Source organism: Aliidongia sp. (genome assembly GCF_035943795.1).
Taxonomy (GTDB): Bacteria; Pseudomonadota; Alphaproteobacteria; order ATCC43930; family CGMCC-115725; genus Aliidongia.
Window position 1 is genome coordinate 47,101 of the sequence record NZ_DASZBY010000085.1, and the last position, 21,656, is coordinate 68,756.

Here is a 21,656-nt window from a genome sequence, read left to right on the forward strand (position 1 = left end):
CGTGGACGGTTATTCGCCCGGATTGTCCTTGATGTCCTGCTCGATCTGCGTCGCCAGATCCTTCAGCAGGCGGACGATATCCTCGCGGCTGGTCGCTTCCGCCGCGGCATTGACGGCCGCCTCGACCATCATCACGCCGACGAGGTAGCCGAGCGCGCCGCCTTCCTCGAGCGCCGCCACCAGATGCTTGTCGGCGATGTCGGCGGCCTGATCGTAAAGCGCTTCCATCTGGGTGTTTTCGTCGCTCATATCGTCCTCGAATTGATTCGTATCGCGCGCTCGCCCGGCAGGGCGAAATAATGCGCCGGGACCCTATCAGGAATCCGACTCCTCCGACCAGATTTCATCGCGAGGCCCTTGTGTTGGCTGGGCCGCGCCGTCAAATGCTCGGCAGACGCAACGAGACCCGGAGGCCGAGCTCGGCGATGCCCTCGATGAAACTGACCCTGCTGCGCCATGCCAAGGCCGTGCCGGCCCTGTCCGGGATCGACGACCACGCCCGGCCGCTCAACGAACGCGGCCGGCGGGCCGCCGGCCAGGTCGGGATCGAGACCGCCGGCGCCAGGCCCGACCTCGTGCTGTGCTCGACCGCGGCTCGCACGCGCGAGACCTGGGCGATCCTGAGCCAAGCCTGGGATCTGATGCCGCCCGCCCTGATGGAGGAGGCGCTCTATCTGGCGGAACCCGAGGCCCTGCTGCGGCGGCTGCGTCGCCTTTCGCCGGACGTCGGCCATGTCTGGTTGATCGGCCATAATCCGGGACTGCACGATCTCGCCAACCGCCTGGCGCAGACAGCGGATGGCATCGGTCCGGTCGGCAACTTTCCGACGGCGGCGCGCGCACGGATCGAGTTCGATGGCGCGGGCTGGAACGAACTCGGCCACGTCCCGGTGCGGTGGCTGGATCTATGCACGCCGGAGCGCGACTAGCCTTCGTCCGGATAGAGCGACCGCAGCACATCACGGGCCAGCGGCACCGTGACCCGGCGATGGGCCGCCAGCGCGGTGGCGTCGATGCCGGCCACCAGCCGCCGGGCGGCTTCGAACGAGCGCTCCATCCGTGCGGTCAGGAAATCCACGACGTCGTCGGCGACGATCAATTGCCGATCAGCGAACAGTTTGATCAGCACGGCATGGATCAGCCGATCGTCCGGCGGCAGGATCGGCGCTACAGGCAGCGCCCTCAGCCGCGAACTGAGGTCGGGCAAGGCCGTGCCCCATCGGGCCGGAGCCCGGTCGGCCGTGAGCAGCAGGCTCAGCCGTCGTTCGGCAAAGCCGTTGTAGAGATGCAGCAACGGCTTTTCCGCCGCCCGGTCCGCCCGTTCGACGACCAGCGAGCGACCGGCATCGAGCAGGCGCGGCACGGCTGCCGCGTCGAGCGCCGGCCCGTCGATCAGGGCGGCATCGGCGCGCACCTGCCAGACACTGGCGAGATGGGTCTTGCCCGCCCCCGGCGGCCCTTCCAGCACCAGCGCCGGCATCGGCCAGGCCGGCCAGCGGTCGATCCAGCCGACGGCGGCGGCGTTGCCGTCCGTGACCAGGAATGCATCCCGGTCGAGCGCCGGACGGTGGCCGAGATCGAGCGGCAGTTGGGCGATCGCGATCATGGCGCACCGCCGATCGGCGGCTCCCCGCCATGGGGGTCATAGATCGGGGCCGCGTTGACCGGGTCGTAGAGCGGGCTCCGCAGATAGCGCGTGAGCGCGAAGCGCACGAGCACGCCGATCACCGCCGCCATCGGCACGGCGATCAGCACGCCGACGAAGCCGAACAGCGCACCGAACGCGAGCAGGGAGAAGATCAGCCAGACCGGATGCAGGTTGACCCGGTCCCCGACCAGCTTCGGCGTAATGATGTTGCCTTCGAGCGTCTGGCCTACGGCGAACAGCACGAGCACGGCAAGCGGCTTGTGCCAGCTGCCGAACTGGGCGAAGGCGAGCGCGATCGACAGCAACCCGCCGGTGATGCCGCCCAGGAACGGGATGAAGATCAGCGCCCCGCACACGAGGCCCAGTACCAGGCCGAAATCCAGCCCGATGATGGTCAGCGCCAACCCATAGAATACGCCCAGCAGCAGGCAGACGGAGGCTTGCCCACGCAGAAAGCCGCTCAGGGTCTGATCGATCAGGCGGGCCTGCTCGCGGATCGTCGCGGCGTGTTCGCGTGGCAGCCACGAATCGATGGTCGCCAGCAGCACGTCCCAGTCGCGCAGCAGGAAGAAGGCGACGATCGGCGTGATGAAGATCAGCGACAGCACGTTGGCGACCGCAACGCCGCCGGTCAGCAGCGAGGTGATGATCTTGCCGGTGCCGGACAGGATGTCGCCGATCTTGTCGCTCGCGGCATCGCGCAGCTTGGCGACCTGGTCCGGGTCGAGCCGGTCCTGCAGCAGCGCCAGGAAATGATCGAGCTCGTCGCGCGCCAGTGCCAGGTATGAGGGAAAATGGCTGACGAGAGCGACGATCTGGGTTTCGAGCAGCGGCACCAGCAGCAAGATGAATGCGACGATCAGCGCCAGAAAGGCGAACAGGACCAGGATGGAGCCGATGGTCCGGGGCAGGCGCAGCCGATCCAGCCGGTTGACGATCGGGTCGAGCAGGAACGCAATGGCCGAGCCCATGACGAACGGCAAAAGAATGCTGCTCAACAAATTGAGCATATAGGCCGCTAGCACCACGGCCCCGATCCAAAACAGCGTCCGGCCCCAAGCCTGATTCATGAACACCTCTTCCAATCCGATCGCCGGCCCGTTCCGGGCGATCGCCCGCCTCTTTCGAGTATCGCAGATCGGCCCCGCCGCCTACTCCGTTCCGGTATCCGCATCGGCCGGTGCCGGGTCGACGGCCGCAGGCTTGGCCGTCGCGACCGGCGTCCGGAGCGCCAAGGTCGCCACGGGCTGCGCCGGCGTATACACCAGATCCTGCTGGGCGAAGCCGATCCGGAGCAGGTTGGCGTCGCCGCGGACCCGAAGGCGCAGGCGAACCTCGGTGCGGGCGAACAGGTCGACCTGCTGTCCGCGCACGAACGGAATCCGGGTCAGGCGCTCGCGCACCGCACCCCAATCGGCCGCACTGGCGATCGGCACGCTGATCGACAAGATGGTTTCCTGCTCGCCGCCGCCGAGCGTCAGTTGCTTCCACTTGTCCTCGAGCGCCCTTTCGGATGCGACGACGGCCGCCAGATAAAGGGCGGCATCGGGCTTGCTTCCCGGTACCTGGATGCTGACCGGATCGGTCGTTCCATCCGGACTGTAGCGAGCGATCGTGACGTCGATCCCGTCGTTGCCCGGCGTCGCCGTCGCAATCACCACGTCGCCGCCGCCATAATGCTGCGCCAGCGCCTGCAGCTGTTCTGACGTCGGCTTGGCCACGGCCGGCACGTCGAGGGCCGTGACGTCGGCGAGGTCGCCGGCCGGCAGGGTCCAGGGCACGAGACCCGCCTTCCCGTCGGCCGTCGACCAGGCGGCGCGCCAGGGATTGGGATCGTCCCACAATTTCGCGGTCCCGCCAGCCTGCAGCACCGGCACGATGACGACCGGCTTGCTTGCCAGTTCGGTCACGCCCAGGTGCGCATCGCGCAGCAGCTTGCGCACGCCGTTCGGACTGAAGCGATAGGTATAGCTCGCGAGATAGCGGACGGCGGAGCTGTGCTCGTTCTTGACCTCGAAATCCTGCACCAGGTTGGTGATCGTCTCGTCACCCGGCTGGGGCAGGCGCGCCCAGTCGCTCTTCGCCGTCAGACGCTCGAGCAACTGCCGGAACGCCTTGCGCTCGCCGTCGTGCCGCGCCGCCTCGCGGGCCTGGACGGCGCTCTGCGCGGTCGCGTCGACCGGCACGTCGGCCACGACGAAGGCCGGCGGAAATCCGGCGGCCGAGGCCGGCTGGTTCGAGAACAGGAGCGAAAGCGCCAAGGTCGCGGCAGCGAAGGGACCGAGCCGTGTCATGTGCAAGCCAGGGAAGCGTCGCTCGATCATTGAAGTCCGTCCCGTTTCAAGTATGGTCGCGCCAAATCATGTTGCCCTATGGGTCAGGTCGCCCCCCGAGCCGCTGAACTGGCCGCGCCGCCCGTATAACGCGCAAGGATGCCATGAAGAGTCAAAGCTACCGTGACGCAGGCGTCGATATCGATGCGGGCAATGCGCTGGTCGAAGCGATCAAGCCGCTCGCCCGTGCCACGTCCCGCAAAGGGGCTAACGCCAGCCTGGGCGGATTCGGCGCATTCTTCGATCTGAAGGCGGCCGGGTTCAAGGACCCGCTGCTGGTCTCGACCACCGACGGTGTCGGCACCAAGCTCAAAATCGCGATCGACTCGGGACGGCACGATACGGTCGGCATCGACCTGGTCGCCATGTGCGTGAACGATCTCGTGGTCCAGGGCGCCGAGCCGCTGTTCTTCCTCGACTATTATGCGACCGGCAAGCTCGACGTGGCGGCCGGCAAGGCGATCATCGCCGGCATCGCCAAGGCCTGCCAGGAAGTGGGCTGCGCGCTGGTCGGCGGCGAGACCGCCGAAATGCCCGGCATGTATACCCACGGCGACTATGACCTGGCAGGGTTCTCCGTCGGCGCGGTCGAGCGCGACCAGGTCATCGACGGCACGACGGTCGCCGATGGCGACGTGATCCTGGGCCTGGCCTCGAGCGGCCTGCATTCGAACGGCTTCTCGCTGGTGCGCAAGGTCGTGACCGATGCGCAGCTCGATTATGCCCGTCCGGCGCCGTTCGCGCCCGGCCAGTCGCTGGCCGAGGCGCTGCTGACGCCGACCCGGCTTTATGTCACGTCCTGCCTGGCCGCCGTGCGCGCCGGTGGTGTCAAGGCGTTCGCCCATATCACCGGCGGCGGGCTGCTGGAAAACATCCCGCGCGTCCTGCCGGATACTCTTCAGGCCGAACTCGACGTGGCCGCTTGGTCCCTGCCCCCGGTGTTCCGCTGGCTGGCCGACACGGCCGGCATCGCGGCGCCCGAGATGGCACGGACCTTCAACTGCGGCATCGGCATGATCGCCGTGGTCGCTGCAGCCGACGCCGATCGCCTGATCCGGATCTTCGCCGACAAGGGCGAGACGGTCAGCCGGATCGGCCGGATCGGGCCCCGCCCCGACGGCCAGCCGGGCTGCGTCATTCCGGCGCTCGGATCGGCCGCATGGCCCGGCTGAAGGTCGGCGTTCTCGTCTCGGGCAACGGCTCGAACCTCCAGACGCTGATCGATCTGTGCGCGACGCCGGATTTTCCGGCCGAGATCGTACTGGTCGTGTCGAACAAGCCGGACGTCATGGCCCTGGAGCGGGCCGCGCGCGCCGGCATCGCGACCCAGGTCATCGCCCACCAGGGATTTCCCGACCGCCTCGCGTTCGACCAGGCGATCGACGCGGCCCTGCGCGCGAGCGATGTCGAATTCATCTGCCTCGCGGGCTTCCTGCGCGTACTGAGCGAGATGTTCGTGGAGCTGTGGCACGACCGGATCGTCAACATCCATCCGTCGCTGCTGCCCAGCTTCAAGGGCCTGCACACCCATCGCCAGGCGCTCGATGCCGGCGTGCGTTTCCATGGCTGCACCGTCCACATCGTGCGGCCGCTGCTCGACGACGGCCCGATCCTGGTGCAGGCCGTGGTGCCGGTGCTGCCCGACGATGACGAGCAGAGCCTGGCGACCCGCGTGCTGGAGGCGGAACATCGCGCCTATCCGTCGGCCTTGCGGCTGATCGCCGAGGGACGGGTCACCATCGACGGCGCCCGGGCGCGGATCGACGACAAGTTCCCGGCGGTGGCGGAATTGCTGATGAATCCGCTGGATCGCCCAAGCCTCCCCTTGCCAAATGTGCCCGGTCGAGGGTAACACCCGATATCGGTTTTTTCTTTCTGGCTTCACTCGAGGATTTCGCGATGGCTGATACCGAAACCATACGGCACCAGCAGATCTGGGACGGTTTCACCAATTTCGTGAAGTACGGCACGGCCGCCGTTCTCCTGCTGGTGGTCTGCCTCTGGTTCTTCCTGGTCGTCTGACCGGACGCCGCAAAAACCGCCGCCGGGCTCGCCCGTGCGGCGGTTTTCATTTTCACGGCCGGCGCAGGAACGAGCGATCCTCGACCAGGATGCAGCCGGTCTCCCGGGCGAACGCCACGTTCGCCCTCGCCTCCTCGTCCGCCGCCAGCCGGGCACGGTAGATCTCGTAGGCGGCCAGGCTCTCGAACTCGATCAGCGCCAGAGCGAAATTATTCGCCCCTTCCTTCGGCAGAAAATAGCCGATCAGCGCGCCGCCGCAGCGCTCGATGATCGGCGGCCAGGCCCGGACATAGGTCTCGAAATCGCCCAAGCGGCGCGGATCGAGCGTGTATTCGATGCAGCAGGTGATCATCGGGGCAATCCTTGCGTGAAGACTTCCGGGAATCGGGCGTGGACATCGTCGATGGAACGGGCGCGGGAGGTTCGCGTGCCGAACCGTACCTCGTCCCAACCCGCGAACGGCATTTCGAGATCGTCGAGCCGCCCGACCGCGTCGCGCAACGCAGCGCGCCATCCCTCCTCTTGCGGCTGCGGTTCGGCCACCAGGTCGGCGATCGATCCGATGAGAAGTTCCTTCAAGGCCATCGCTTCCGGCGAGACGCTCTTGAGGCATGCCGCGAATTCGCCCGTGAGATAGCTGTTCCAGGTCGCCACGCTGTTCTCCGCCGCCACCGGCAACCCCAAGCGACGCAGGGCCGCCTCGAAACGGGCCACGAAGCGGTCGCGCAAGGACCCAAGGTCCGAGCCGTCGCCGATCAGGGTGAAATAGTCGGTCGACACCATCTCGGTTCCATCGGGCAGCACGTAGGATGGCTTCGGCACTGCACGCCGTTCCATCGCCTCGTGCAGCGAATCCAGGTTCCAGCCATGGGCTCGCGCCAGCAGGGGCAGCGGCATGAATCGGGCCTTCACATAAGCGGCGTCTGCAGCGCCGAGCGGCGGCAAGTCGGTCAGCGACATCTGGCAATTCCTCGCTTCACAGCATCGATTGGCGAGTTAGCGGACTTGCATCTCCATCCGTCCAATGCATATTTCTTTCTGGCTCGAACAGCTTTTTGCATGGGCCTGACGATGGATTCCGATGCACTCAAAACCTTCGTCACCATTCACCGGTCTGGTGGCTTCTCCGCGGCGGCGGCCTTGCTCAGCCGTTCCCAGCCGGCGATCAGCCGCCGGATCGCCCTGCTGGAGGACGAGTTGGGGGCGCCGTTGTTCGAACGGGTGACCGGCGGCGTGACGCTTAGCCAAGCCGGGCGCGTCTTGCTGCCCCATGCCGAACGTGTGCTCGCCGTGCTGCAGAATGCGTCGGATGCGGTCGCAGCACTCCGGTCAGGCCATGCCGGGCCGATCGCGATCGCCGCCGTCGGCACCCTCGCCAGCACCGACTTGACGGTGACATTGAAGCGGTTCGCCACGCATTTTCCGGACGTGACGCTGTCGCTGCGTACGGCAACGAGCGCGGAGGTGAGCGATCTGGTGCGACGGGGCGAGGCGACGATCGGCCTGCGCTACTATGACGACCCTGCGCCGGATCTCTTGGGCCGCCTGCTCCATGCCGAGCGGCTGGTCGTCGTCTGCGGTCGCGACCACCGCCTTGCCGACCGGAGCGTGTCGGGTCTTCGTGACCTGAAGGACGAGCATTGGCTGGCGTTTCCCCGCCCCCACGAGCGCCGCGAGGCGTCGAGCCACAACATCTTCGCGCAATTCCTGATCCGCGACGTGGCGGATATCGACTGGACGCCAGTGGACAGCCTGACGGCGCAGAAATGCCTGATCGAAGCCGGCTTCGGCATCGGCCTGCTGCCGGAGAGCAGCATCGTCGAGGAACGGGCGCGGCAGACGCTCGCGACGATCGCGGTTCGTGATCTCCAGGCTGCCAACCCGGTGGTCGCGATCGTCCGGAAAGACGGCTATCTCAGCGCCGCGTCGCTCGATCTGTTGCGATGGCTGGGCGAGGACTGCGCGCCATAATACCGAAGCAAGATTCGGAACGCGGACACCAGGGGAGCGGCCTAGCGTCGGGCCATCACCTTGGAAGAAGGTCGCGCATTCATGAATTTCCGCATCACCGGTCTGTCGCCTGAACCGTTCCGACATCTCTTCAGTCTGTCCGACGAGGAACTCGCGAAGCATGGCGCGCTACGCTGCGTCGCCGACGCGAAGCCCGGCTATCCCGACCGGATCGAAATTCGCGACGCAGAGCCGGGCGAAGCGCTGCTGCTGGTCAACTACATCCATCAGCCGGCGAACACCCCGTACCGCTCCAGCCACGCCGTGTTCGTGCGCGAGGGCGCCAAAACGACCTACGACCAGGTCAACGAAATCCCCGAGGCGCTGCGCGGACGCTCGATTTCGCTGCGGGCATTCGGCCCCGACCATCTGATGGTCGATGCCGATCTGGTGGACGGGCCGGAGTTGGCGACCCTGATCGAACGCTTCCTGTCCGATCCCAAGGTCGCCTATCTCCAGGCGCACTATGCCAAGCGGGGCTGCTACGCCGCGCGGATCGAACGGGCCTAACCCCGGGTCCGAACCGTTCTGGACGCGAGATCGATCGTGAAGCTTTCCAGCACCTTGGCGTCGGGCGTCCCGCCGACCGCATAAGGCGCAGAAAGGTAGCTGCCGACGATCTCGCTCTTGGAAATCTCCAGCCGCAGGAAACCGAAATTGTCCTGGTCGTACCGCTCCAGCGTCAGGCCCGGGTCGATGTGCAGGGGCGTGGTCGGATAGGCGCCCCTCACCTTCTGCAGTTTGCCGAGCGCTGTGTAGCCACCGGCGCCGGCGACGACGCACGGCAGCTGAACGGCCCCCTGCGGCCCGGTCACCGTCGTCGTGAACCGTTGGTAATTGTGGACGTGACCCGACAGCACGAGATGGGGATAGCGCCCGACCGTTGCGAAGCTGTCGAACAGCACCTGATGCACCGCACTGCTGCCGCTATGCTCTGTGTCGCCCGAATAGGGCGGATGATGGACAGCGACGATGAGAGCCAGATCCGGATCGGCCGCCGCCAGCTCGCCGCGGAACCAGTCGATCTGGTCCTGATGGATCTCGCCCTCGATCTCGCCGACGTTGGAGAACAGCCCGAGGAACGTCGCGAACGGCGTCGTGAAGGTCCAGAACACATTCGGCAAGTCGAGTTGCGTCCGGCCCGACGAGGTCTTCAGCGAGCCCAGCTGGCCCGGATCCTTGGTCATGAAATTCTGGACCCAACCGTCGAGCGGTACCTTGGTCGGGTCGACGGGTCCGTCCTGCGGGTCGTCGGGCTGGCAATCGTGGTTCCCCGGGATCGAGACGATGAACCCCGGATAATCCTTGTAGGTCTCGTAGAAATTATCGCCGTACTTGTCGATGTCGCCGGCGAAATAGATCACGTCGCCCAGATGATACAGGAACGCCGGCTTCCTGCCGTCCGGCAGGGCGTCGGCATCGGCCGCCATCATCGCCGCGACGAAATCCTGCTGCCGGCCCCGGTAGTCGCCGGTATCGCCGACCGCGTGGCACACCAGCACGCCCGCTTCCACGATCTTCTGGACGTCGTCGGCATGGAGCAATTGCGACAGGTCGTAGCGATAGGGCGCCGGGCCGTTCGGCGCAGGCAGCGGTTGAAACGGGTATTTCGGCAGGACGAACCGCGGCGACTGGGTCTGGAACGTGGCGCCACCCGCCGGCGGAACGTGGCTGCGCCGGGCACCGGCGCCTATTCCTGTGGTGAAGGCACGTGAGCTCATGGGGCATTCTCCTGATCGGCTCGACGAAGCACGGGTCCAAGGGTTCGCCGATCATGCGCCGGTTCGGTGACGCTCCTGCTATTTCGGTACTTTGCGCCGGGCAAAGAAAAACCGCCGTCGGAACGTTCCGACGGCGGCTTCTGATCTCGCGACTATCGCCGAAGCGTCAGGCGACGATGTCCGAACCGGCGAAGAAGAACGCGATCTCGTTCGCGGCATTCTCGAGACTGTCCGAGCCATGGACCGAGTTCGCCTCGATCGACTCGGCGAAATCCTTGCGGATCGTGCCGGCGGCGGCGTTGGCCGGGTTGGTGGCGCCCATGATCTCACGGTTCCTGGCGACGGCGTTCTCGCCTTCCAACACCTGGACCACGACCGGGCCGGAGGTCATGAACGAGACCAGGTCCTTGAAAAACGGCCGCTCGCGATGCACGCCGTAGAACTCGCCGGCGATGGCGTTGCTCATCAGGATACGGCGCTGGGCGACGATCTTGAGGCCGTTCTCTTCGAAGCGGGCGTTGATCTTGCCGGTCAGGTTCCGGCGCGTCGCGTCGGGCTTGAGGATCGAGAGGGTACGTTCGATGGCCATGGCCTCGGGTCTCCGGAGAATGCGAAAGGGTCCGACGGCAGCACCGTCGCGAAAGGGTGGCGCCTTATAGCCGCAAGGACAGGGGCGGATCAACGCTTCTGCCTGCAGGCAAGCCTTGCATTCAGGCTTTGCGTTCCCAGCCGCCGTTCGGCTTCTGCTGCCAATAGGTCATCTGATGACCGGCGGCGGCGTAGCGCTTCCAGCGGCCGCGCGCGGCGGTCAACTGATCGTCGTCGTCGCCGTCGAACAGGTCGAGGCAGCGCTTGAACGCTGCCAGGTCGGGCATCTCCGCGCCGCCGACCTGGGCCAGGAGGTCGGATCCGTTCGGATTGTCGTCGCTCGCGGTCAGATAGACCGGTTGGTCGGCACCGTGGCCGTCCTTGGCGCTGCCATGGGGCAGAAAGCTGCCCGCATCGTAGGTCCAAAGCTGCAGCACCAGCCGTTCGACCTCGGCGTCGTTCGGCACGCGGACGAGCGCCCGCATGCCGGCACCGAGCGCCTTTTCGAGGAGGCGCGGCAGCGCCTCCTCGAGCGGGCTCCGTTGCAGGTGATAAAAGCCGATCTCGGTCATGAAACGGCCTTCACCTCGCGGCCTCAGTCTTCGTAGTGATCGGCGACGAAACGTTCCAGCAGGCGCACGCCATAGCCGGTCGCCCCCTTGGGCACCGTCGCCGTGTCCTTCTTCGACCAGGCCACGCCGGCGATGTCGAGATGGGCCCAGGGCACGCCGTTGACGAAGCGCTGCAGGAACACGCCGCCGATCGAGCTGCCGGCATTGCGGTCGCCCGAGATGTTCTTCATGTCGGCGACGTCGCTGTCGATCGCCCGGTCGTAGGCCTCATTGAGCGGCATGCGCCACAGCGGCTCGCCGACCGCCTTGCCGGCCGCCGTCAGGCGTTCGGCCAGTTCGTCGTTGTTGGAGAACAGCCCGGCATATTCGCTGCCGAGCGCCACGAGGATGGCGCCGGTCAAGGTCGCGAGATTGACCATCAGCCGCGGCTTGAAGCGGTCCTGTGTGTACCAGAGCGCATCAGCCAGCACGAGACGGCCCTCGGCATCGGTATTATGAACCTCGATGGTCTGGCCCGACATCGACGTCAGGATGTCGCCCGGCCGGATCGCGTTGCCGTCAGGCATGTTCTCGGCGAGCGCCACGACGCCGATGACGTTGACCCGCGCCTTGCGGCCGGCCAGCGCCTTCATCAAGCCGATCACGGTGCCTGAGCCGCCCATGTCCCACTTCATCTCTTCCATGCCGGCGCCGGGCTTCAGCGAGATGCCGCCGGTATCGAAAGTAATGCCCTTGCCGACGATGGCGACCGGTGCGGCCTGCTTGTCCTTGGCGCCGAGCCAGGCCATCACGACCAGCCGCGGCGGCCGGACCGAGCCCTGACCGACGCCCAGCAGCGCGCCCATGCCGAGCTTCTTCAGTTTCTTCTCGTCGAGCGCTTCGACCTCGACCCCGAGTTCGGTGAGCGTCATAGCCTCATCGGCCAAGCTCTCCGGATAAAGGATATTGCCCGGCTCCGACACGAGATCGCGGGTAAAGAAAATGCCGTCGGCCAGCTTGTCGAGATCGGCGAACGCCTTCTTGGCGGCCGACCCGACGTCGCTCTGCACAGTCAGCTTCTTCAAGGTCGGCTTCTGCTCGGCCTTCAGCTGCGTGCGGTATTTATCGAAGCGATAGCTGCGCAGGCGGGCACCGAACGCCACGTTGGCGGCGATCGCGGCCGGCGGCAGCTTGACGCCGTCGAGCGCTCCCAGCTGGATCGTCGCCTCGCTCTCGCCGGCGCCGTTCAGATGGGCTGCGACCGAACCGCCCAGCGCCTGGAGCGTCAGCGCGTCGACGTCGGCGAGCTTGCCCAGGCCCGCGAGCACGATGCCGTCGACGGCGAGGTTCGCCGGCGCGAGCACGGACAGCAACTGCCCCTTCGTGCCGGTGAAGCGGCTGGACGCCATCGCGCGGCCAAGCGCACCGCCGGTTTCCTTGTCGAGTGCCGCGGCGGCCGGGGTCAGCGCGCGGTCTTCACCGACGCCCACGACGACCGTGCCGGCCTTCGGCGCACCCAATTCGGCGAAACTGATCTTCATGGTCTTCCTTCTCGATTCTCGGATCGGATCTCGGGGGATTCGATGCCCTGGCGGAGCCGTGCCGGCCCTCGTGCTTTTGGTCTCGCGGACCGTTGGGTTTTGTCTATCACCCCATCGCCGATATCGCCACCGGGGCGTGAACGCTGGTTGCGGCGCGCCTCATCGGGGATCGAGAAATTGCCGGTCAGCCGCCCCATGCGCAATTCGGCCTAGGTTTTGCCGGAATCGGCTTTGTATACTCGCCGCCGTCATGAACCGCCTAACCCGCTACATCTTCCGCCAATGTGCGGGGGCCACACTGTTCGTCACGCTGGGCCTCACCTCGGCTTCGTGGCTGATCCAGTCGTTGAAACTGGTCGATCTGGTGGTCAACCGGGGTGTCGGCATCGGGCTGTTCGTCGAACTCGCCGTCCTCAGCCTGCCGCAGATGCTGGCGCTCACCCTGCCGATCGGCTGCTTCGTCGGCGTGCTGTTCTCGTACAACAAGATGGTGAGCGACAGCGAACTGGTGGTGATGCGTGCCTGCGGGCTCAGCCAGAACGGTCTGGCGCGGCCGGCACTGATCCTGGGCGGACTCGGCGTCGCTGCGATGCTGACCATGTCGGTCTATTTCCTGCCGGCATCGAAGAACGCGTTCAAGGATCTGGAATTCCAGATCCACAACCAGATCGCCTCGGTGCTGCTGCAGGAAGGCACGTTCAACACCGTGTCCGACACGCTGACGATCTATGTCCGCGCGCGTGACACCGCTGGCCGGCTCGAGGGGCTGCTGATCCAGGACAGCCGCGACAAGAGCAAGCCGATCACGCTCACCGCCGAACAGGGGCTGATCGTCCAGGTCGACAATACGCCGCGCGTCCTGATGATCAACGGGACGCGCCAGGCGTGGGACGCGGACAAGCAGCAGCAGGAAGTGCTGACCTTCGACCGCTACAGCCTCGACCTCAACCAGTTCCGCGACGCCCCCGGCGCCCGGATGCTGCAGGCGGAAGAACGGTTCATCCCGGACCTGTTCTTTCCCACCGACGCCGACAACGACCCCGTCCTGCGCGCCCATCTGCTGGTCGAGGGCAACAACCGGTTCCTGGGCCCGCTCTACTGCATGACCTTCATCCTGGTCGCCCTTGCGGCCCTCCTGACCGGCGAGCTCAACCGGCGCGGCCAGACCAAGCGGGTCCTCGTCGCCTTCGCAATCGTCGCGGGCCTCGAGGCGATGTCGATCAGCTTCACCAACCTGGCGAACCGGAACCCGGCGGTCATTCCGCTGATGTATCTGAACGTGCTGCTGCCGGCCGCCATCGGATTGGGCCTGGTGCTGTACAGCCATCGGATCCTGCGGCGCCGCGCGCCGTCCGGTTCGGCGAGCGAGGCGGCCGCATGAGTTTCCCCACCACGCTGTTCAGCTATATCGCCCGCCAGTTCCTGGTCTGGTTCACCGGCACGTTCGTCATGATCCTGCTGCTGATCTTCGTCGGTAACCTGGTCGAACTGCTGCGCCGGGCGGCCGCCCATCCCGAGATCACGATGGGCATGCTGCTCAAGATGGCGGCGCTGCAATTGCCCTATACCGCCCAGCAGGTCATGCCGTTTGCCGTGCTGTTCGGCAGCATCTTCGCGTTGTCGCGCATGACGCGCAGCCAGGAACTGATCGTGGCGCGCGCGGCCGGCGTGTCGGTCTGGCAATTCCTGATGCCATCGATCACCATCGCGTTCCTGATCGGCGCGGTGGGCGTGACGATGTTTAACCCGCTGGCCTCCTCGCTCCAGGCGACCTTCAAGCAGATGGAGGCGCGACTGCTCAAGGGGCAGGCGGACTCGCTGCTGCTGTCGCCCTCGGGCCTGTGGCTCCGGCAAAGCGACGCGACCGGCACCCAGGCGGTCATCCATGCCCAGCACCTCAATCCGACGGACATGACCGCCGACGGGGTAACGCTGTATTTCTTCCGCGACGGCGACCGGATGCTGCGCCGGATCGACGGGAAATCCGCGGTGCTGGACGAGGGGCACTGGCATGTGAAGGATGCCTGGGAATGGCGGCCGGAGCGTAAGCCCGAGTCGCAGCACCTGGACGAGATCACGGTCGCGACCAATCTCACGCCGCGCAAGATCGAGGACAGCTTCGCCACTCCCGACACGATGTCGTTCTGGGCGCTGCCCGGCTTCATCGACCTTCTGGAAAAATCCGGGTTCTCGGCGCAGCGCCACAAGCTCTATTTCGATTCTCTGCTGGCGCGTCCTTTCCTGCTATGCGCTATGGTGCTGATCGCCGCGATCTTTTCCCTCCGCATGCAGCGGCGCGGCGGGACCACTTCCATGGTCGTCGGCGGGGTCGCCGCCGGCTTCTTGCTGTATTTCCTGACGGATGTGGTATTCGCCCTGGGTCTCTCATCGACCATCCCGGTGGCTCTGGCCGCCTGGACGCCGTTCGGGATCAGCACATTGCTGGGTGTCACCCTTCTGCTCCATCTCGAGGACGGCTGAGTTCTTCATGCGCCATCGGGTTCAGACGTTCGTTTCAGGCAACCTCCGCGCGCGCCGACGGGTCGCGCGTGCCGTTCTTCTGGGGGTCGGCCTGGGCGCCATCGGCTTCGCCGCGGATCTGTCGGCCTTCGCCCGCGACGGCGGAAAGCCGGCGGCACCGGACGGCCAGCCGGTCCCGGTGCTGTTCAGCGCCGACGAGGTCAATTACGACAACGACTTTGGGTTGGTGATCGCCCGCGGCAACGTCGAGATCTCCCAGGGCAACCGCACCCTGCTGGCCGATACGGTCAGCTACAACCAGCGCACCGACACGGTAACCGCGTCCGGGCATGTCAGCATGCTGCAGGAAACCGGCGACGTGGTGTTCGGCAACTATGTCGAGCTGACCGATTCCATGCGGGCGGGCTTCATCCAGGACATCGGCATCCTGATGTCCGACCGTTCGCGCCTCGCAGGCAATGCCGGACGGCGGACCGACGGCAACCGCACGGAAATCCGGCGGGGCGTCTACAGCCCGTGTGATCTCTGCAAGGACGATCCGACCCAGCCGCCGCTGTGGCAGCTGAAAGCGGCGAGGATCGTCCATGACAAGGCAGAGCAGAAAGTCGAATACGAGGACGTGACGCTCGATATGGGCGGCTATCCGGTGCTTTATTCGCCCTATTTCTCCCATCCCGACCCGTCGGTGAAGCGGGCGAGCGGCTTTCTGCCGCCGTCGCTCGGTTCGTCCAACACGCTGGGCTTCAATTTCACCGCGCCCTACTACTGGGTCCTGGCGCCGGACAAGGACCTGACCCTGACGCCGATGATCACGTCGCGCCAGGGCGTCGACCTGTCGGGCGAATATCGCCAGCGTTTCGGCAATGGTTTCATCGATACGCGGGCGAGCATCACCGATGCCGACACGGTCAGCGGAACGGCCGCCGATCCGACCACGGCGCACGACCAGGTCCGCGGCCACATCGCGTCGTTCGGCGAGTTCGATCTCGACGACAATTGGCGCACCGGCTGGGCCATTCGCCGCACGACCGATCAGACCTACGAGCGGCTCTACCATTTCGGCGGCAGCGAGAACTTCCTGACCTCCGACGCCAATGTCGAGAATTTCGACGGCCGCAACTACGGCTCGGTCTATGCCTACAGCTTCCAGTCCCTGCGCCTGGGGGTCAGCGACCGCAGCCAGGCCTACGTGCTGCCGCTCGGCGACTATACCTGGGATTTCCGGCCGACCAATTGGGGCGGGCATTTCACCACCAACGTCGACGTCGCCAACATCATCCGCGAGACCGGGCCGAACAGCAGGCGCGTCTCGGCCGGCGGCGAATTCAACCTGCCTTGGATCACGCGCGACGGCAGCGCCTGGAATTTCGTGGCCGGCGTGCGCGGCGATGCCTATTCGGTCAGCAACCAGCCGATTCTCGGGACCGGCGTGCTCACCACCGTCGCCGGCCAGTCGAGCGTGGCGCATCAGCAGATCAGCAACGATTCCGTCGGGCGCGTCTTTCCGCAGATCGGCCTCGAATGGCGCGACCCGTTCGTCCGGCAGAGCGAGCATTCGACCCTGGTGATCACGCCGCGGGCGGCGTTCTACGCGGCCCCCGTCGGCGAAAACCCCGCCCAGATCCCGGACGACGACAGCGTGTCGTTCGATTTCAACGAGAACGACCTGTTCGTGCGGAACCGGCTGGTCGGCTATGACCAGGTCGATGGCGGCCAGCGTGTCGACTATGGTGTCCAGGCCGACTGGACCAGCGACGACGGTGCCAAGGCGCGCGCGCTCATCGGCGCCAGCTATCGCTTCCAACGCCAGACGCCGCTCGACTATGGCCTGACCCTGAACCCGGCGACCAACGGCAGCTACCAGAATACCTTCGCCATCAATTCCGGCACCGGCATCAACCGGCAGAATTCCGACTATGTCGGCCGCCTCAGCTACAGCCCGTCGAGCTACCTCGAAACCAGCTACCGGTTCCGCTTCGACCGTGAGGACCTGCGGCCCGAGCATCAGGAACTGGGCATCGCGGCGGGGCCGCAGCAGTTGCGCATGGGGCTGGCCTACCTCCAGCTGGGCGACAATCCGCGCGACGGCCAGACCCGCCGGCAGGAATTGAGCCTTAGCCTCAGCTATATCCTCGATCAATATTGGACGCTGTCGACCCGCGCCACCCGCGAGCTGTCCGGCGACAACGTGAACCAGGTCTCGTCGGGCTTCGCCGCCCAATACCAAGACGAATGCCTGACCTTCATCGCAACGCTCGCCCAGTCCGGCATCCGCGACCGGGACATCAAGCCCGGCACGACCCTGCTGTTCCAGTTCGTGTTCAAGAATCTGGGCGAGATCACCCTGCCGACCGTGCAGGCCGGCAACGAATCATTGCCGTGACGTGGAGCCGTGATCCGCGTTACAACTCCGGCCGGTCGCCTTATCGCGACCGTCTGATCATTCGGGACTTGACCTTGCAGCTTCTCCGCAGTGCTCGCGGCCGCTTCGCCGCCCTTCTGGCCTTCACGCTTCTGACCGCCGGCTCGCCCCATTCGGTTGATGCCCAGGAGTTCAGGATCGCCGCCGTCGTCAACGACGACGTCATATCGATGTCCGACGTGGACGACCGGGTTCGGCTGGTCATCGCATCGACCAACCTTCAAACCGATCCGCGCGTCACCCAGCAGGTTCGGGCCCAGGTTCTGCGCACGCTGATCGACGAGAAGCTCGAGCTGCAGGAAGCGAAGAAGGAGACCGTGTCGGTCGGGCTGCAGGACGTCACCGAGGCGATGTCGAACATCGAGCAGCAGAACAAGATGCCCAAGGGCGGCATCGATACGTTTCTGAAGAACCATAATATCAATCGACAGACCATGGTCGATCAGATCACCGCACAGATCGCCTGGGCCAAGACGGTCCGCCGCCGCTTCATGCATTCGGTCATCGTCAGCGACGAGGAAATCTCCGAGCAGTTGAAGGAAGAGCAGGCGAATGCCGGCAAGCCCTTGAGCCGGGTCGCCGAAATCTACCTGTCGGTCGACAATCCCAGCCAGGATACCGAGATCCGCGAGACCGCCCAGCATCTGGTGGAAGAGATCCGGCACGGCGCGCCCTTTCCGGCCGTGGCGCGGCAGTTCTCGCAATCCTCGACCGCCGGCATCGGCGGCGACATCGGTTATGTCCAGCCCGGCCAGCTCGATCCCGAAGCGGACAAGCTCATCACCCAGTTGCAGCCGGGCCAGATGATCGGTCCGGTCCGTCTGACCGGCGGCTATTACATCTATCTGCTGATCGATCGCCGGGCACCGAGCGATCCTGCCGGCCAGGTGCAGGTCAACCTGACCCAGGTCGTGTTCCCGATCCCCGAGGGCAGCGACAGCGCCAGCGTGATCGCCAAGGCCAAGGCGGCGACCGCCGATGCCAAGAGCTGCGGCGAATTGACCAAGATCGGCCGCGACGTCTCGCCCGACCTGTCGGGTCCGATCGGCGACGTCAAGGTCAGCGACCTGCCGGCCGAAGTGCGATCGACGGTTCTCGGCGCCAAGGTGGCGACACCGACCGATCCGATCCCGGTCCGCAACGGCATCGGCGTCTTCATGGTCTGCTCGCGCCAGGGCGGCGATGTCGAAGAGACGCGCGACCGGATCCAGGACAACATCACCCGGGCACGCCTGGAAAACCTGGCACGCGGCTATCTGCGCGATCTGCGCCAGGTCGCCTTCATCGACCTGCGCGTCTGAGCCCGGCCATGCCGCCTCTCGTCCTGACCATGGGCGAGCCGGCAGGTATCGGCGGCGAGCTCGCGTTCGCCGCATGGTCCCGCCGGGCCGCGGGAGTGCCCTGCTTCGCGCTGCTCGACGATCCGGATCGGCTCCGTATCCTCGCTCGCACGCTGGGGGTGACCCTGCCGATCGGGGTGATCGACCACGCCAGCCAGGCCGAAGCCGTCTGGGCCACAGCCCTGCCGGTGCTGTCGGTGCCACTGGCCGGACCCGTCGTTCCGGGCGAGCCCGATGCGACCAACGCGCCTGCGGTCATCCGGGCGATCGAGCGTGCGGTCGAGCTGGTCTCCTCCGGCGAAGCATCCGCGGTCGTGACCAATCCGATCCAGAAGCAGGTGTTGATCGAAGCCGGCTTCCGCCATCCGGGCCACACGGAATTCCTGGCGGCGCTCGCAGGGCCCGGCACGATTCCGGTCATGATGCTGACCTGCCCCGGCCTCCGGGTCGTGCCGATCACCATCCATCAGTCGCTGCGGTCGGCGATCCAGGATCTGAGCATCGATAAGATCGTCACCGCGGCCCGCATTACCGCGGCAGCCCTATCGCGCGATTTCGGCATCCCGCGTCCGACGCTCGCGATCTCCGGGCTCAACCCCCACGCCGGCGAGGGCGGCGCCTTCGGGCGCGAGGAAATCGACATCATCGCGCCCGCGATCGCGCGGTTGCGCGCCGAGGGACTCGATGTCGACGGCCCGCTGCCGGCCGACACGATGTTCCATGTCCGCGCCCGCCAGCGCTATGACGCGGCCCTGTGCATGTACCATGACCAGGCGCTGATCCCGATCAAGACCATTGATTTCGAGCGCGGCGTGAACGTGACGCTCGGCCTGCCCTTCGTGCGCTCCTCACCGGACCATGGCACGGCGCTCAACCTCGCCGGCACCGGCAAAGCCAGCCCGGAAAGCCTGATCGCGGCCCTGGTCGTAGCCGACCAGATGGCGCGCACGCGCAGCGCCGGTGCACGATGAGCGACACGCCGGTGCTGCCGCCCCTGATCGAGGTCATCCGCCGGCACGGTCTCGATCCCAAGCGGAAACTCGGCCAGAATTTCCTGCTCGATCCGCGGCTGACCGCCAAGATCGCCCGCGCCACCGGCCCGCTCGACGGCGTCAATGTGGTCGAGATCGGGCCGGGTCCCGGCGGCCTGACCCGGGCGCTGCTCGAAGGCGGCGCCGCCCAGGTCGTGGCTGTCGAACGCGACGAGCGCTGCGTGGCCGCCCTTCAGGAACTGGCCGCGGCCTATCCCGGCCGTTTGACGATCCAATCTGCCGATGCGCTCGAGATCGATCCGTCCAGCCTGGTGCCGGCGCCCCGCCGCATCATCGCGAACCTGCCCTACAATGTCGCGACGCCGCTGCTGATCGGCTGGCTGCGCAATGCCACCGCCTATGACGCTCTCGGGCTGATGTTCCAGAAGGAAGTCGCAGAGCGCCTGACCGCGGCGCCCCGCACCAAGGCCTATGGGCGCCTGTCGATCCTGACCCAATGGCTGGCCGAAGCCGATATGGTCTTCGACATCCCGCCCGGTGCCTTCTACCCGCCGCCCAAGATCACCTCGACCGTGGTCCAGTTGATCCCGCGCAAGCAGCCGCTGGCCGAAGCCCGGATCGAGGATCTGGAGCGGGTGACCGCCTCGGCATTCGGCCAGCGCCGCAAGATGCTGCGCGTCAGCCTCAAGACGCTCGGCGTCGATACCGACCGGCTGATCGAACTTGCCGGAGTCACACCGACCGCGCGGGCCGAGGAACTGGACGTCATCGAATTCTGCGCGCTCGCCCGGGCGCTCGCCAGCTTCAGCGAGCGTGGGGCCGGCGAACAATAACCGCAGGCAATCCGAGGAGGTCCGATGTCGAGCGCCCGCGCCATGATCGTTCCGGTGACGCCGCTGCAGCAGAATTGCACCCTGCTCTGGTGCGAAGCCACCGCGAGGGCTGTGGTGATCGACCCGGGCGGGGATCTGGAGCGCGTGCACGCCGCGATCGCCCAGGCCGGCGTCACGGTCGACCGGATCTGGCTGACGCATGGCCACATCGACCATGCAGGCGGCGCCGAAGCCTTGCGGGAGGCGCTGAAGGTGCCGGTCGAGGGACCGCATCGGACGGATGAATTCCTGCTGCGTTCGCTCGTCGAGCAAGGGTTGAAATGGGGCATGCCCGAGGCCCGCAACGTGACGCCGGACCGCTGGCTGGACGAGGGCGACAGCGTTTCGGTCGGCAAGGTCTCCTTCGACATCCTGCATTGCCCCGGCCACTCGCCGGGCAGCGTGGTGTTCGTCAATCGACCCCAGAATTTCGCGCTCGTCGGCGACGTGCTGTTCCAAGGCAGCATCGGCCGGTCCGACCTGCCCGGTGGCGATCCCGCCACCCTGCTCCAATCCATCAAGACCAAGCTGCTGCCGCTCAGCGACGACATGGCTTTCATCTGCGGCCATGGCCCGACCAGCACGATCGGGCACGAGCGCGCGACCAATCCTTATCTGCGGTGACGAAGGGTTCGCTCCGATGAGCCTCGACTCGGTCCGCGCATTTTTCGCGGCGAACGCGCCCGACATCGCCATCATCGAGTTGGCGCAGAACACCGCGACCGTGGCCTTGGCCGCCGAAGGCCATGGGGTCGCCCCCGGACAGATCGCAAAGACCCTGTCGCTCAAGGTCGGCGAGCAGAACTTCCTCGTGGTAACCCGCGGCGACGCGCGGCTCGACAATAAGAAGGCCAAGGCCGCGTTCGGCGGCAAGGTGCGGATGCTGGGCGCGGAGGAAGTGGTGGCGGTCACCGGCCACCCGATCGGCGGCGTCTGCCCCTTCGGCCTGCCGACGCCCCTGCCGGTCTATTGCGACGTCTCGCTGAAAGCCTTCGACGAAGTGGTACCCGCCGCCGGCTCGACGAACAGCGCCGTGCGCATCAACCCTCACCGGATGGCCGAACTGGTGGGCGCGGCGTGGGTCGATGTGTGCGAAGGCGGTTGGTGAGAGGCGGGAGCGAAATTGCGCGGTCAG

24 protein-coding genes are annotated in these 21,656 nt (G+C 66.3%); 14 read left to right on the forward strand and 10 right to left on the reverse strand.

Annotation, left to right across the window (positions count from 1 at the left end):
• Window positions 1-9 precede the first annotated feature (9 nt).
• Window positions 10-249: a hypothetical protein gene (locus VGV37_RS15425; RefSeq protein WP_326880576.1), complete on the reverse strand. Its 240-nt coding sequence runs from the start codon at window positions 247-249 to the stop codon at window positions 10-12.
• A gap of 185 nt (window positions 250-434) precedes the next feature.
• On the opposite strand from VGV37_RS15425, the gene VGV37_RS15430 reads away from it, so the two are divergent.
• The gene (locus tag VGV37_RS15430; protein ID WP_326880577.1) at window positions 435-929 is read left to right on the forward strand and encodes a SixA phosphatase family protein; all 495 of its coding nucleotides are present in this window, start codon (window positions 435-437) and stop codon (window positions 927-929) included.
• On the opposite strand, the gene VGV37_RS15435 is transcribed toward VGV37_RS15430, so the two are convergent.
• The 3 genes from VGV37_RS15435 to VGV37_RS15445 form a co-directional block, all read right to left on the reverse strand.
• Window positions 926-1,606 (reverse strand): HdaA/DnaA family protein, encoded by a 681-nt coding sequence (locus VGV37_RS15435; protein ID WP_326880578.1) that lies wholly within the window; start codon window positions 1,604-1,606, stop codon window positions 926-928. The genes VGV37_RS15430 and VGV37_RS15435 overlap by 4 nt on opposite strands.
• Window positions 1,603-2,718: an AI-2E family transporter gene (locus VGV37_RS15440; protein WP_326880579.1), complete on the reverse strand. Its 1,116-nt coding sequence runs from the start codon at window positions 2,716-2,718 to the stop codon at window positions 1,603-1,605. Before VGV37_RS15440 ends, VGV37_RS15435 begins: the two co-directional genes overlap by 4 nt.
• A gap of 81 nt (window positions 2,719-2,799) precedes the next feature.
• Window positions 2,800-3,942, reverse strand: a complete 1,143-nt coding sequence (locus VGV37_RS15445; RefSeq protein WP_326880580.1) for a DUF2066 domain-containing protein — start codon at window positions 3,940-3,942, stop codon at window positions 2,800-2,802.
• 143 nt (window positions 3,943-4,085) lie between these two features.
• Between VGV37_RS15445 and purM the strand changes: the two genes are divergently transcribed.
• The 3 genes from purM to VGV37_RS15460 are packed head-to-tail and all read left to right on the forward strand — an operon-like array spanning window position 4,086 to window position 6,003.
• Window positions 4,086-5,153, forward strand: a complete 1,068-nt coding sequence (gene purM, locus VGV37_RS15450) for a phosphoribosylformylglycinamidine cyclo-ligase (RefSeq protein WP_326880581.1) — start codon at window positions 4,086-4,088, stop codon at window positions 5,151-5,153.
• On the forward strand, window positions 5,141-5,833 hold the full coding sequence (gene purN / locus VGV37_RS15455; RefSeq protein ID WP_326880582.1) for a phosphoribosylglycinamide formyltransferase: 693 nt from the start codon (window positions 5,141-5,143) through the stop codon (window positions 5,831-5,833). Before purM ends, purN begins: the two co-directional genes overlap by 13 nt.
• A gap of 47 nt (window positions 5,834-5,880) precedes the next feature.
• On the forward strand, window positions 5,881-6,003 hold the full coding sequence (locus VGV37_RS15460) for an aa3-type cytochrome c oxidase subunit IV (RefSeq protein WP_326880583.1): 123 nt from the start codon (window positions 5,881-5,883) through the stop codon (window positions 6,001-6,003).
• Between the two features lie 52 nt (window positions 6,004-6,055).
• Here VGV37_RS15460 and VGV37_RS15465 read toward each other — a convergent pair whose 3' ends face one another.
• Together VGV37_RS15465 and VGV37_RS15470 are read right to left on the reverse strand one after the other, a co-directional pair.
• Window positions 6,056-6,355 carry an NIPSNAP family protein gene (locus VGV37_RS15465; RefSeq protein WP_326880584.1) on the reverse strand — a complete coding sequence of 100 codons (300 nt, stop codon included), beginning with the start codon at window positions 6,353-6,355 and terminating at the stop codon, window positions 6,056-6,058.
• Window positions 6,352-6,900 (reverse strand): DUF6058 family natural product biosynthesis protein, encoded by a 549-nt coding sequence (locus VGV37_RS15470; protein WP_326880585.1) that lies wholly within the window; start codon window positions 6,898-6,900, stop codon window positions 6,352-6,354. Before VGV37_RS15470 ends, VGV37_RS15465 begins: the two co-directional genes overlap by 4 nt.
• On the opposite strand from VGV37_RS15470, the gene VGV37_RS15475 reads away from it, so the two are divergent.
• Window positions 6,871-7,974, forward strand: a complete 1,104-nt coding sequence (locus tag VGV37_RS15475) for a LysR family transcriptional regulator (RefSeq protein ID WP_326880586.1) — start codon at window positions 6,871-6,873, stop codon at window positions 7,972-7,974. The genes VGV37_RS15470 and VGV37_RS15475 overlap by 30 nt on opposite strands.
• An 81-nt stretch (window positions 7,975-8,055) precedes the next feature.
• Window positions 8,056-8,523, forward strand: coding sequence for a DUF1203 domain-containing protein (locus tag VGV37_RS15480; protein ID WP_326880587.1), 468 nt, complete (start codon window positions 8,056-8,058; stop codon window positions 8,521-8,523).
• On the opposite strand, the gene VGV37_RS15485 is transcribed toward VGV37_RS15480, so the two are convergent.
• From VGV37_RS15485 to VGV37_RS15500, 4 genes are all read right to left on the reverse strand, one after another.
• Complete coding sequence (locus tag VGV37_RS15485) at window positions 8,520-9,734, reverse strand: metallophosphoesterase family protein (protein ID WP_326880588.1); 1,215 nt, start codon at window positions 9,732-9,734, stop codon at window positions 8,520-8,522. The genes VGV37_RS15480 and VGV37_RS15485 overlap by 4 nt on opposite strands.
• A 166-nt stretch (window positions 9,735-9,900) precedes the next feature.
• The gene (ndk, locus tag VGV37_RS15490) at window positions 9,901-10,323 is read right to left on the reverse strand and encodes a nucleoside-diphosphate kinase (RefSeq protein WP_326880589.1); all 423 of its coding nucleotides are present in this window, start codon (window positions 10,321-10,323) and stop codon (window positions 9,901-9,903) included.
• A 121-nt stretch (window positions 10,324-10,444) separates the two neighbouring features.
• On the reverse strand, window positions 10,445-10,894 hold the full coding sequence (locus tag VGV37_RS15495) for a DNA polymerase III subunit chi (RefSeq protein WP_326880590.1): 450 nt from the start codon (window positions 10,892-10,894) through the stop codon (window positions 10,445-10,447).
• A 23-nt stretch (window positions 10,895-10,917) separates the two neighbouring features.
• The gene (locus tag VGV37_RS15500) at window positions 10,918-12,414 is read right to left on the reverse strand and encodes a leucyl aminopeptidase (protein WP_326880591.1); all 1,497 of its coding nucleotides are present in this window, start codon (window positions 12,412-12,414) and stop codon (window positions 10,918-10,920) included.
• Window positions 12,415-12,664: 250 nt separating this feature from the next.
• Between VGV37_RS15500 and lptF the strand changes: the two genes are divergently transcribed.
• The 8 genes from lptF (at window position 12,665) to VGV37_RS15540 (ending at window position 21,629) form a co-directional block, all read left to right on the forward strand.
• The gene (lptF, locus tag VGV37_RS15505) at window positions 12,665-13,795 is read left to right on the forward strand and encodes an LPS export ABC transporter permease LptF (protein WP_326880592.1); all 1,131 of its coding nucleotides are present in this window, start codon (window positions 12,665-12,667) and stop codon (window positions 13,793-13,795) included.
• Window positions 13,792-14,895 carry an LPS export ABC transporter permease LptG gene (lptG, locus tag VGV37_RS15510; protein WP_326880593.1) on the forward strand — a complete coding sequence of 368 codons (1,104 nt, stop codon included), beginning with the start codon at window positions 13,792-13,794 and terminating at the stop codon, window positions 14,893-14,895. Before lptF ends, lptG begins: the two co-directional genes overlap by 4 nt.
• A 7-nt stretch (window positions 14,896-14,902) precedes the next feature.
• The gene (locus tag VGV37_RS15515; RefSeq protein ID WP_326880594.1) at window positions 14,903-17,278 is read left to right on the forward strand and encodes an LPS-assembly protein LptD; all 2,376 of its coding nucleotides are present in this window, start codon (window positions 14,903-14,905) and stop codon (window positions 17,276-17,278) included.
• A 74-nt stretch (window positions 17,279-17,352) separates the two neighbouring features.
• Window positions 17,353-18,618, forward strand: coding sequence for a peptidylprolyl isomerase (locus tag VGV37_RS15520; RefSeq protein ID WP_326880595.1), 1,266 nt, complete (start codon window positions 17,353-17,355; stop codon window positions 18,616-18,618).
• Between the two features lie 8 nt (window positions 18,619-18,626).
• Window positions 18,627-19,628: a 4-hydroxythreonine-4-phosphate dehydrogenase PdxA gene (pdxA, locus tag VGV37_RS15525; protein WP_326880596.1), complete on the forward strand. Its 1,002-nt coding sequence runs from the start codon at window positions 18,627-18,629 to the stop codon at window positions 19,626-19,628.
• Window positions 19,625-20,482: a 16S rRNA (adenine(1518)-N(6)/adenine(1519)-N(6))-dimethyltransferase RsmA gene (gene rsmA, locus VGV37_RS15530; protein WP_326880597.1), complete on the forward strand. Its 858-nt coding sequence runs from the start codon at window positions 19,625-19,627 to the stop codon at window positions 20,480-20,482. Before pdxA ends, rsmA begins: the two co-directional genes overlap by 4 nt.
• Before the next feature lie 24 nt (window positions 20,483-20,506).
• Entirely contained in the window at window positions 20,507-21,145 is a 639-nt protein-coding gene (locus VGV37_RS15535) for an MBL fold metallo-hydrolase (protein ID WP_326880598.1), read from the forward strand.
• 16 nt (window positions 21,146-21,161) lie between these two features.
• Complete coding sequence (locus VGV37_RS15540) at window positions 21,162-21,629, forward strand: YbaK/EbsC family protein (RefSeq protein WP_326880600.1); 468 nt, start codon at window positions 21,162-21,164, stop codon at window positions 21,627-21,629.
• Window positions 21,630-21,656 lie beyond the last annotated feature (27 nt).

Excerpts from the sequence above, each read along its gene's own strand:
- VGV37_RS15425 (WP_326880576.1), bottom strand. The coding sequence starts at position 249 with ATGAGCGACGAAAACACCCAGATGGAAGCGCTTTACGATCAGGCCGCC.
- VGV37_RS15430 (WP_326880577.1), top strand. The coding sequence starts at position 435 with ATGAAACTGACCCTGCTGCGCCATGCCAAGGCCGTGCCGGCCCTGTCC.
- VGV37_RS15435 (WP_326880578.1), bottom strand. The coding sequence starts at position 1,606 with ATGATCGCGATCGCCCAACTGCCGCTCGATCTCGGCCACCGTCCGGCG.
- VGV37_RS15440 (WP_326880579.1), bottom strand. The coding sequence starts at position 2,718 with ATGAATCAGGCTTGGGGCCGGACGCTGTTTTGGATCGGGGCCGTGGTG.
- VGV37_RS15445 (WP_326880580.1), bottom strand. The coding sequence starts at position 3,942 with ATGACACGGCTCGGTCCCTTCGCTGCCGCGACCTTGGCGCTTTCGCTC.
- purM (WP_326880581.1), top strand. The coding sequence starts at position 4,086 with ATGAAGAGTCAAAGCTACCGTGACGCAGGCGTCGATATCGATGCGGGC.
- purN (WP_326880582.1), top strand. The coding sequence starts at position 5,141 with ATGGCCCGGCTGAAGGTCGGCGTTCTCGTCTCGGGCAACGGCTCGAAC.
- VGV37_RS15460 (WP_326880583.1), top strand. The coding sequence starts at position 5,881 with ATGGCTGATACCGAAACCATACGGCACCAGCAGATCTGGGACGGTTTC.
- VGV37_RS15465 (WP_326880584.1), bottom strand. The coding sequence starts at position 6,355 with ATGATCACCTGCTGCATCGAATACACGCTCGATCCGCGCCGCTTGGGC.
- VGV37_RS15475 (WP_326880586.1), top strand. The coding sequence starts at position 6,871 with ATGGGCTCGCGCCAGCAGGGGCAGCGGCATGAATCGGGCCTTCACATA.
- VGV37_RS15470 (WP_326880585.1), bottom strand. The coding sequence starts at position 6,900 with ATGCCGCTGCCCCTGCTGGCGCGAGCCCATGGCTGGAACCTGGATTCG.
- VGV37_RS15480 (WP_326880587.1), top strand. The coding sequence starts at position 8,056 with ATGAATTTCCGCATCACCGGTCTGTCGCCTGAACCGTTCCGACATCTC.
- VGV37_RS15485 (WP_326880588.1), bottom strand. The coding sequence starts at position 9,734 with ATGAGCTCACGTGCCTTCACCACAGGAATAGGCGCCGGTGCCCGGCGC.
- ndk (WP_326880589.1), bottom strand. The coding sequence starts at position 10,323 with ATGGCCATCGAACGTACCCTCTCGATCCTCAAGCCCGACGCGACGCGC.
- VGV37_RS15495 (WP_326880590.1), bottom strand. The coding sequence starts at position 10,894 with ATGACCGAGATCGGCTTTTATCACCTGCAACGGAGCCCGCTCGAGGAG.
- VGV37_RS15500 (WP_326880591.1), bottom strand. The coding sequence starts at position 12,414 with ATGAAGATCAGTTTCGCCGAATTGGGTGCGCCGAAGGCCGGCACGGTC.
- lptF (WP_326880592.1), top strand. The coding sequence starts at position 12,665 with ATGAACCGCCTAACCCGCTACATCTTCCGCCAATGTGCGGGGGCCACA.
- lptG (WP_326880593.1), top strand. The coding sequence starts at position 13,792 with ATGAGTTTCCCCACCACGCTGTTCAGCTATATCGCCCGCCAGTTCCTG.
- VGV37_RS15515 (WP_326880594.1), top strand. The coding sequence starts at position 14,903 with ATGCGCCATCGGGTTCAGACGTTCGTTTCAGGCAACCTCCGCGCGCGC.
- pdxA (WP_326880596.1), top strand. The coding sequence starts at position 18,627 with ATGCCGCCTCTCGTCCTGACCATGGGCGAGCCGGCAGGTATCGGCGGC.
- rsmA (WP_326880597.1), top strand. The coding sequence starts at position 19,625 with ATGAGCGACACGCCGGTGCTGCCGCCCCTGATCGAGGTCATCCGCCGG.
- VGV37_RS15535 (WP_326880598.1), top strand. The coding sequence starts at position 20,507 with ATGTCGAGCGCCCGCGCCATGATCGTTCCGGTGACGCCGCTGCAGCAG.
- VGV37_RS15540 (WP_326880600.1), top strand. The coding sequence starts at position 21,162 with ATGAGCCTCGACTCGGTCCGCGCATTTTTCGCGGCGAACGCGCCCGAC.